Genomic DNA, 7,605 nt, shown 5'->3' on the forward strand with positions numbered 1-7,605 from the left:
GCATGATGGGGTGCATGGGGGGAGGGCCACGGCCGTTCTATGCGACGCTGCTCGATATGCCGACGCTCACTCCTGAGGCGCGCCGCACGATCGAGGCGGAGGGCCAGCGGCGCATCGGCTGGGGGGCCCAGGCAGTGGGGTTGGGCGCGTCAAGGGTGCAACAGGCGCTCGCCGCGAACGATGCTTCTGCATTCCAGCGCGGTGTCTCCAACCTGCGCGAGGGCGTGCAGATGCTGGAGAGCGGAACGGCGGCATTGAGGGCGGTCGAGGCAGGCACCTCGCCGCGGCAGATCGCCCTCACTTGGTTCCGGGACCAACTCTCCCTTCCGGATGCCGAGGCGGTGCCGATGCCGATGGCGACGGGCGGTCCCAGGGGGTTGTCCTGGTATCACCTGACGACGATGGCGTTCCTCGTCGCCTTCCTAATCGGAACCCTCACGCTCCAGTACGCCCGGATGCGGCGGATCGCCGCTTTGGCGCAACGCCTTGCGCCCGCCTCCCCTGACCCCACTGCCCGCCCCGGAGGGCCACCCAGTCCAGGGCCATCCGCACCGCCTTCCGGGGCGGCCGCCCCCCAATCTCTCGAACAGCCCGCCAGGGCCGCCATCGCTGCTGCCCCAACCGCCAGCCCTGCCCCCTCGCCCGCAGCGGCGACCGCAGCGGCGACCGCAGCGGCCAAGCGGCCGTGGACTGGCATGCTGCGCACGGCGGCGATCTTCCCTGAAACTCCGGACGTCAAGACCTTCCGGCTCGTGAATGCAGACGGCGGTGACATCCCCTTCACTTTCATGCCGGGCCAGTTCCTGACCGTCTCGGCCGAGATCGACGGCACGACGGCCAAGCGCGCCTACACCATCGCCTCCTCGCCGACCCAACCCAGCTTCGTCGAGGTCACCGTCAAGCGGGAGAAGCAGGGGCTCATCTCACGATACCTGCACGATAAGGTAGCGGTCGGCAGCCTGCTCGAGGTATCCGCGCCCGCGGGCGTCTTCACCTTCACCGGCGCGGAGGCCGACAGCATCGTCCTGATTTCGGGGGGCGTCGGCATCACCCCCATGATGAGCATCACGCGCTACCTGACCGACCGCTCCTACCCCGGCGACATCTTCTTCCTCTACGGCGCGCGCGCGCCACTGGACTTCACCTTCCGCGAGGAGCTCGAGCACCTCCAGAAGCGGCATCCCAACCTGCACGTCGCGGCGACCATGGAGCGCGCGGAGGGGACCACCTGGATGGGGTCCCTGGGCTACGTCTCCAAGGAGTTCATCGCGCGCTCCGTCCCCGAGATCACCCGCCGTCGGGTCCATCTCTGCGGCCCGCCAGCGATGATGGAGGCGGTGAAGACGGCGCTGGCCGAACTCGGGGTGCCAAGAGAGCAGGTCAAGACGGAGGCGTTCGGCCCGGCCCGGGGGGTCGCGCCCGGAACCCCCGCCCCCTTGCCAGTGGCCACGCCTGCCCCGGCAGCCGCCACCGCCGCCGCAACCACAGCCAGTGCCGTTCCTCGGGTAGCCACAGCGGAGGTCGAGTTCACCAAGTCGGGCAAGACCGGGCCGCTGGCGCCGGACCAGAGCGTCCTGGAGGCGGCCGAGGCGATCGAGGTGGAGATCGATTACCTCTGCCGGGTCGGAATCTGCGGCGTCTGCAAGGTGCCGCTCCTGAAAGGTGAGGTGACGATGGAGGTCGAGGAGGGGCTCCCGCCCGAGGAGAAGGCGCGCGGCATCATCCTCGCCTGCCAGGCAAAGTCGGTCGGCAACCTCAAGGTGGATGCCTGAGGTGAGCGAGACGGAGAGATTGACGGTTGGCGCCCTCATCAGCGTCATGGCGCTCCTGATCCCCGGCTTCCTGCTGCACGAGGCACCGCGCTTCCCAGGAAGCCTGGCCGGGAGCTTGCTCGGCATCGCGGGCGCCACCTTGTTTGTGCTGCTGCTCATCTACTCTCTCGTCAAACGCAGCGCTTGGATCCGGGGACGCGTGACGAAGCACGCCTCGCTGCGTGTGATCCTCTCCTTCCACGTCTACACCGGCGTGGTCGGCGCGCTGCTCGGGATCCTGCACAGCGGCCACACGTTCCAGAGTCCCCTCGGAATCGGGCTGGTGTCGGCGATGTTGGCTGTCGTCCTGAGCGGCTTCGTCGGCCGCTACTACCTGGCGCAGATCGGGACCGACTTGCGCGAGCAGCAGACCAGGCTCGGGGCGCTCAGGACCCGCTACGACCTGCTCGCCGCGGAGGCCACCGGGGTCATTCCCCAGGGCGCTGCAGCCGTCGTCCTCCCGGGAACGGCGCCCGGGTCGTCAGTGCCCCGGGCATCCGGCGCGGGCGTCCCGGGGATTCCGCTCAAGCACCTGCTCGGCGCGATTGCTGATCTCGAACACGCCATTGGCCGACGTGAGGCGCTCAAACGGACCCTCTCCCGGTGGACGGTGCTCCACGTGGCCGCGGCCCTGGTGCTCTACCCGCTCCTGGCGCTGCATATCTGGAACGGAATCTACTTCGGCTTGCGGTGGCTCCCGTGAAGGTCACCACCGTCATCTACTTGGTGCTGGCGGTGCTCGGCGCGGCCGCCGCCGTGCTGCTGCCGCTGCAGATGTACCGCTCCGGATCAACGGCATTGCCGGGCTGGCGCGCCGCGGTGGTTCCGGGGCCGCTCTCTGCCGCGCACGCGTTCCTGGACGCGCAATGCGAGAGCTGCCACACGCCGGATCGAGGAGTCGAAGCGGCGTCCTGCGTCACCTGCCACGCGACCGCCGCGCCGGAGCTGCTGACAAAACCTTCCACCGCCTTCCACGCGAACATTGGCGAGTGCGCCGGTTGCCACGTGGAGCACCAAGGCCGAGACCGCCGCCCGATCAACATGGACCATTCGGTGCTGGCAACGGTGGGCCATGCCCGGGCTGCCGAGACTGAAGCACGCGCTTCGGCTTCGGGAGAGGCCAGCTTCCGCCACGCCGTGGCGAAGCTGCAGGCACTGCTATCCGGCAGCGGGGCGGATTTGGTTGGGGGGGCTCTGGACCGACGATCCCTTCCCAGCCGTACCGCGGCGACCCTCGACTGCGCGAGTTGCCACGCCAACCGCGATCCACATCGGTCGCTCTTCGGCCAAGACTGCCAGAGTTGTCACGACACAGCAGCCTGGTCGGTCACCGCCTTCCGGCACCCGTCGCCTCGCTCCCAGGATTGTGTGCAGTGCCACCAAGCCCCGCCCAGCCATTACATGATGCATTTCGAGATGATGGACCGGACCATCGCAAGGCAGGAGCACGCGCGCGTCGAGCAGTGCTTCCTGTGCCATCAGACAGACAGCTGGAACAACATCAGGGGCGCCGGGTGGTTCGACATGCATTGAGCCTGGTGCTCACCCGTCCACGGCCGTCCCGTTGGCAGCGGGTGGCGGAGACAGGCTGTGCGGGAGGGATATGGCAGGGGAGGAACTTGCGATGAACGGCTACGCCGGAGGACGGGACAGGGAGGAAGGCGCCCGAATTGGGGCACCCCGCAAACGGACTGGAGAGCGTGGTACCGCAATGGGGAAGCCAGCCGCGCCGGGGAAGGGCGGCGGCCGCCGCCAACTGCTCGCTGCGGTTCCTGCCCTCGTCTTCATGGCGGCTGTGGCCGCTCCGCGTCGAGCAGCGGCTGTCGATCCGGACGGCGCCGTCCGGCGCATCGGCGACCTCGTGGTTTACCTCGCCGTGATCCCGGCGGCGCTCGTCCGCGGCCACCCGCCGGAGCACACCGGCCGCGGGCTACACGGTGGGCCACCGGCGGGCCGCTACGTCCACCACCTGTTGGTCGCGCTGTTCGACGCAAGGACTGGAGCACGGGTCGTCAATGCCCAAGTGGCGGCGGTCGTGCATGGGCTGCGCCATACGCCGGAGGAAAGGATCGGATTAGAGCCGATGGCAGTTGGCGGAGCCGAGGCCTACGGCGGCTTCGCCACGCTACCGGCGCGCGACTACTACCGCATTGAGGTTGAGGTGCTCCGCCCGGGCGGCGGCCCGACCCTGCGGGCCGTCTTCCCACATCGGCACTTCCAGCCTTGAGCCAATCCAAGCTGGCCACCGGCGGAACCGCCGTCCGCCACGGATCACCGGAGTTCAAGCCCATGCGCATTCTTCGTGCTTACGCTCCCGCAGCGCTGCTGCTGGCCGCCGGGTGCGCTCGCGTGGAGCCCTACCATCCTCCGCCGCACACAGGGCACCCGCCCACGACGAGCCGCGGCGACGGCCACGGCTCGACCATGCCCTCCACCGAGCTGACCCGCGCGGGCGGCATGCAACACGGAGTGCCCGGAGGGAGTCAGGAGCACCAGCAGCACGGCCTCGACCCGGATGTGGGGCGCCAATACGGCGGTGCAGGCTACGGCACCGGCGCCTACGGCCCCCTCCGGTGACGGCTGGCGCCTGCCTCGTAGGAGGATGACGATGGATTCGACGCCACGGACGAGCGTACCGGCTGCATCGTGCTGCCGCCCCGAGGGCTGCGGGTGCGTCGCGCTGGTGCTGCAGGGGGGCGGCGCGCTCGGAGCCTACCAGGCGGGCGTCTACGATGCGATGGAAGAGGCGGGGCTGCACCCCGACTGGGTTGCCGGGGTCTCGATCGGCGCCATCAACACGGCCCTGATCGCGGGCAATCCGCCCGGTCGCCGGGTGGAGCGCCTGCGGGCTTTCTGGGAGCGCGTCACAGCCCGCGGCGTGTGGCCCGTGCCGACACCGGACGGTGACGACTGGCGCCGCGCGCGCAACCTCCAGAGCGCATTCTCAACCCTACTCCTCGGCCAACCTGGCTTCTTTCGCCCGAACCCAATGGTTCCCTGGCTTGTCCCACGGGGGGGACGCGGCGCCACCGCCTTCTATGACACGTCGCCGCTGCGCGAGACGCTGGAGGAATTGGTGGACTGGCGGCTTCTGAATGGCGGCCATCCGCGTGTTGCCTTCGGGGCGGTGAACGCGGAGACCGGCAATCTCTTCTGGTTTGATTGCGCGAAGATGGTGATCGGGCCGGAGCACGTGATGGCCTCGGGCGCGCTGCCACCGGGCTTCGCACCGGTGCGGGTCGGCACCGACTGGTTCTGGGACGGCGGCCTCGTCTCCAACACCCCGCTGCAGTACCTGCTGGAACAGGAGGAGCGCGATGGGCTGGTGGTGCAGGTGGACCTGTTCCCGGCCCGCGGCCCACTGCCACGCGACATGGAGGAGGTCCTGAGCCGGGAGAAGGACATTCGCTACTCATCACGCACCCGCCTGAACACTGACGCCTATACGCGGCTACGGCGATGGCAACTGCGTTTGAAACGCGCGCTCGCGAAGATGCCGGAGGAGCGCCTGGACGATGAGGAGCGGGCGCTGTGCCGACGCCTTCAGAGGCTGCCGCGCCTTCTCGTTCTGCAACTGATTTACGAGCGGAAGGCTTACGAGGGTCAGGCGCGGGACTACGAGTTCGGCCTGGAGACCATGCGCGAGCACTGGGACGGCGGGCTGGAGGACACGCGCGCCACGCTGCGCCGACGGGAGTGGCTGCGGATGCCGGAGGAGGATCCCGGTATCGTGGTGCACGACGTGCACCGCGAACCGGCTTGAGTTGCACCGTGCTCGACGAAGCAGCCCTCTGGATCGCGTCAGGCTTCGAGGCAGCGGGCGTGGCCGCCATCCTGCTCGTCTCCCTCGCCGCCACGGCCCGGTTTGCGCGACGGGTGAACGCGGGCTCCGACCGGTTCGCGGAATTACCCGTTTACCGGGCTGATCTGGGTCGCGGCGTCCTTCTCGGGCTGGAGTTGCTGGTCGCCGCGGACATCCTGGGGACGGTGGCCGTATCGCCCACCTTCGAGCACCTAGGCGTGCTGGGCTTGGTGGTGCTCATCCGAACCTTCCTTAGCGTTTCGCTAAGTGTCGAGGTTGAGGGCGCCTGGCCTTGGGGTCGCCGGACCCCGGAGCGCCTGCCGGACGAAGCGTGCAATCCTTCGCTTTCGCGTTACAGGGAGAGGATGCTCAGCTCGGCGGTGGAGGGGGCTTCCACACCTCCCGCGAGACCGACACGCCAGCTTGACGCAAGCTTTGCTCGACAAACAGTTCCTGCGCCGTGGAACAGTGCGTGCCGAGGGCGAATTATGTGGAGGAGACCCGAATTCAGAGGCGAGCCTCCTCCGTCTTAAAGGAAGCGCCCTTCGGAAGCGCTGCGAGCTATGGCCGGAACTGGGTGATGGCGGTGTGAGAGAGGCGGCGTATCGAGGTGGGTGACAAGCCTGCCTGAACCTCCCGAAGGAGCGATACGCCATGACGAAAGATACCACTGTCGTTCCACTTCGTCAGCCTGAGACGGTGGAGGACCCGCTGACGGCGGTCCTGAGGAGCGGGGCCCGCCGGTTGCTGGCCCAGGCGGTTGAGGCCGAGGCGGAGGCCTTCCTGGCCGAGATGAGGGGCTTGCGGCTGCCGGATGGGCGCGAGCGCCTGGTGCGGCACGGGCATGGCCCGGAGAGGCTGGTGCAGACCGGGATCGGCCCGGTGCCGGTGCAGCGGGTCAAGCTGCGCGACCGCGGTGCTGGCGAGGAGGCGGGCGGCGAGCGCATCCGCTTCGCCTCGGCTCTTCTGCCGCGCTGGGCGCGGCGGACGCGGAGCCTGGATGCCCTGCTGCCGATCCTCTACCTGCGCGGGGTCTCGATGGGCGACTTTCAGGAGGCGCTCGGGGCCCTGCTGGGCCGCGAGGCGCCGAACCTGTCGCCCTCGGTGATCGCGCGGCTGCGGGACGACTGGGAGGCGGACTACACGCGCTGGCAGCGGCGCGACCTGTCGGCCCGTCGCTACGTGTATGTCTGGGCCGACGGCGTCTACCTGCAGGCCCGGATGGAGCCGCAGGCCGAATGCATGCTGGTGCTGATCGGCGCCACGCCGGAGGGCAGGAAGGAGCTGCTTGGCTTCCAGGTGGGCCTGCGCGAGAGCGCGCAGAGCTGGCGGGAACTGCTGGTCGACCTCAAGGCCCGTGGCCTGATGATCGCGCCCGAACTGGCCACAGGCGATGGCGCGCTCGGCTTCTGGAAGGCGCTCGAGGAGGTCTGCCCGGCCACCCGTCATCAGCGGTGCTGGGTGCACAAGACCGCCAACGTCTTGGATAAGCTGCCGAGGTCGGTCCAGCCAGCCGCCAAGGCCGATCTACGCGAGATCTGGCAGGCGCCGGACCGCGCGACAGCGGAAGCGGCGATCACGACCTTCGCCGAGAAGTACGGGGCCAAATACGAGAAGGCGGCCACCTGCCTGCTGAAGGACCGCAACGCTCTGCTGACCTTCTACGACTTCCCCGCCGAACACTGGGACCACCTACGCACCTCGAACCCCATCGAGAGCGTGTTCGCCACCGTCCGGCACCGGACCGTCCGCACCAAGGGCGCACTGTCGCAGGACACCGCTCGGCTGATGGTGTTCAAGCTCGTCATGGCTGCGGCCAAAACCTGGCGCCGGCTGAAGGGAGAGAACCAGTTGCCCAAGCTGATTGTCAATCGGCACTGAATTGGGACCCCAGATCGGCACGCAAAAGGGACCCTCTTGTGAGGTGTGTTGAGGGGGCGTTCAGGCGCGGTTCTTGAATCGCCAACTATCGTTGCCGGTCTCGACGATGTC

General features: G+C 68.7%; 7 protein-coding genes. All 7 read left to right on the forward strand.

Features of this window, described 5'->3' with window-relative positions; all coding sequences use genetic code 11:
* Positions 1–1,772, forward strand: a 1,772-nt coding sequence (locus tag ROTAS13_RS15800; protein ID WP_083755567.1) for an FAD-binding oxidoreductase, incomplete at its 5' end; no start/stop codon positions are given.
* A gap of 1 nt (position 1,773) precedes the next feature.
* Positions 1,774–2,514 (forward strand): iron reductase, encoded by a 741-nt coding sequence (locus ROTAS13_RS15805; protein WP_171979112.1) that lies wholly within the window; start codon positions 1,774–1,776, stop codon positions 2,512–2,514.
* Positions 2,511–3,344: a cytochrome c3 family protein gene (locus ROTAS13_RS15810; protein WP_073140344.1), complete on the forward strand. Its 834-nt coding sequence runs from the start codon at positions 2,511–2,513 to the stop codon at positions 3,342–3,344. Before ROTAS13_RS15805 ends, ROTAS13_RS15810 begins: the two co-directional genes overlap by 4 nt.
* Positions 3,345–3,522: 178 nt before the next feature.
* Entirely contained in the window at positions 3,523–4,038 is a 516-nt protein-coding gene (locus ROTAS13_RS15815; protein WP_073140342.1) for a hypothetical protein, read from the forward strand.
* Between the two features lie 381 nt (positions 4,039–4,419).
* Positions 4,420–5,574 carry a patatin-like phospholipase family protein gene (locus ROTAS13_RS15825; RefSeq protein WP_073140336.1) on the forward strand — a complete coding sequence of 385 codons (1,155 nt, stop codon included), beginning with the start codon at positions 4,420–4,422 and terminating at the stop codon, positions 5,572–5,574.
* 59 nt (positions 5,575–5,633) lie between these two features.
* Entirely contained in the window at positions 5,634–6,146 is a 513-nt protein-coding gene (locus ROTAS13_RS28640) for a DUF1622 domain-containing protein (protein WP_371329196.1), read from the forward strand.
* A 121-nt stretch (positions 6,147–6,267) separates the two neighbouring features.
* Positions 6,268–7,494 (forward strand): IS256 family transposase, encoded by a 1,227-nt coding sequence (locus ROTAS13_RS15835; RefSeq protein ID WP_075822808.1) that lies wholly within the window; start codon positions 6,268–6,270, stop codon positions 7,492–7,494.
* The last annotated feature ends 111 nt before the right edge of the window (positions 7,495–7,605 follow it).

This window comes from Roseomonas sp. TAS13 (genome assembly GCF_001950415.1).
Taxonomy (GTDB): Bacteria; Pseudomonadota; Alphaproteobacteria; order Acetobacterales; family Acetobacteraceae; genus Roseomonas; species Roseomonas mucosa.

Coding starts and splice junctions, on each gene's coding strand:
- ROTAS13_RS15815 (WP_073140342.1), top strand. CDS start 3,523: ATGGGGAAGCCAGCCGCGCCGGGGAAGGGCGGCGGCCGCCGCCAACTG.
- ROTAS13_RS15835 (WP_075822808.1), top strand. CDS start 6,268: ATGACGAAAGATACCACTGTCGTTCCACTTCGTCAGCCTGAGACGGTG.
- ROTAS13_RS15825 (WP_073140336.1), top strand. CDS start 4,420: ATGGATTCGACGCCACGGACGAGCGTACCGGCTGCATCGTGCTGCCGC.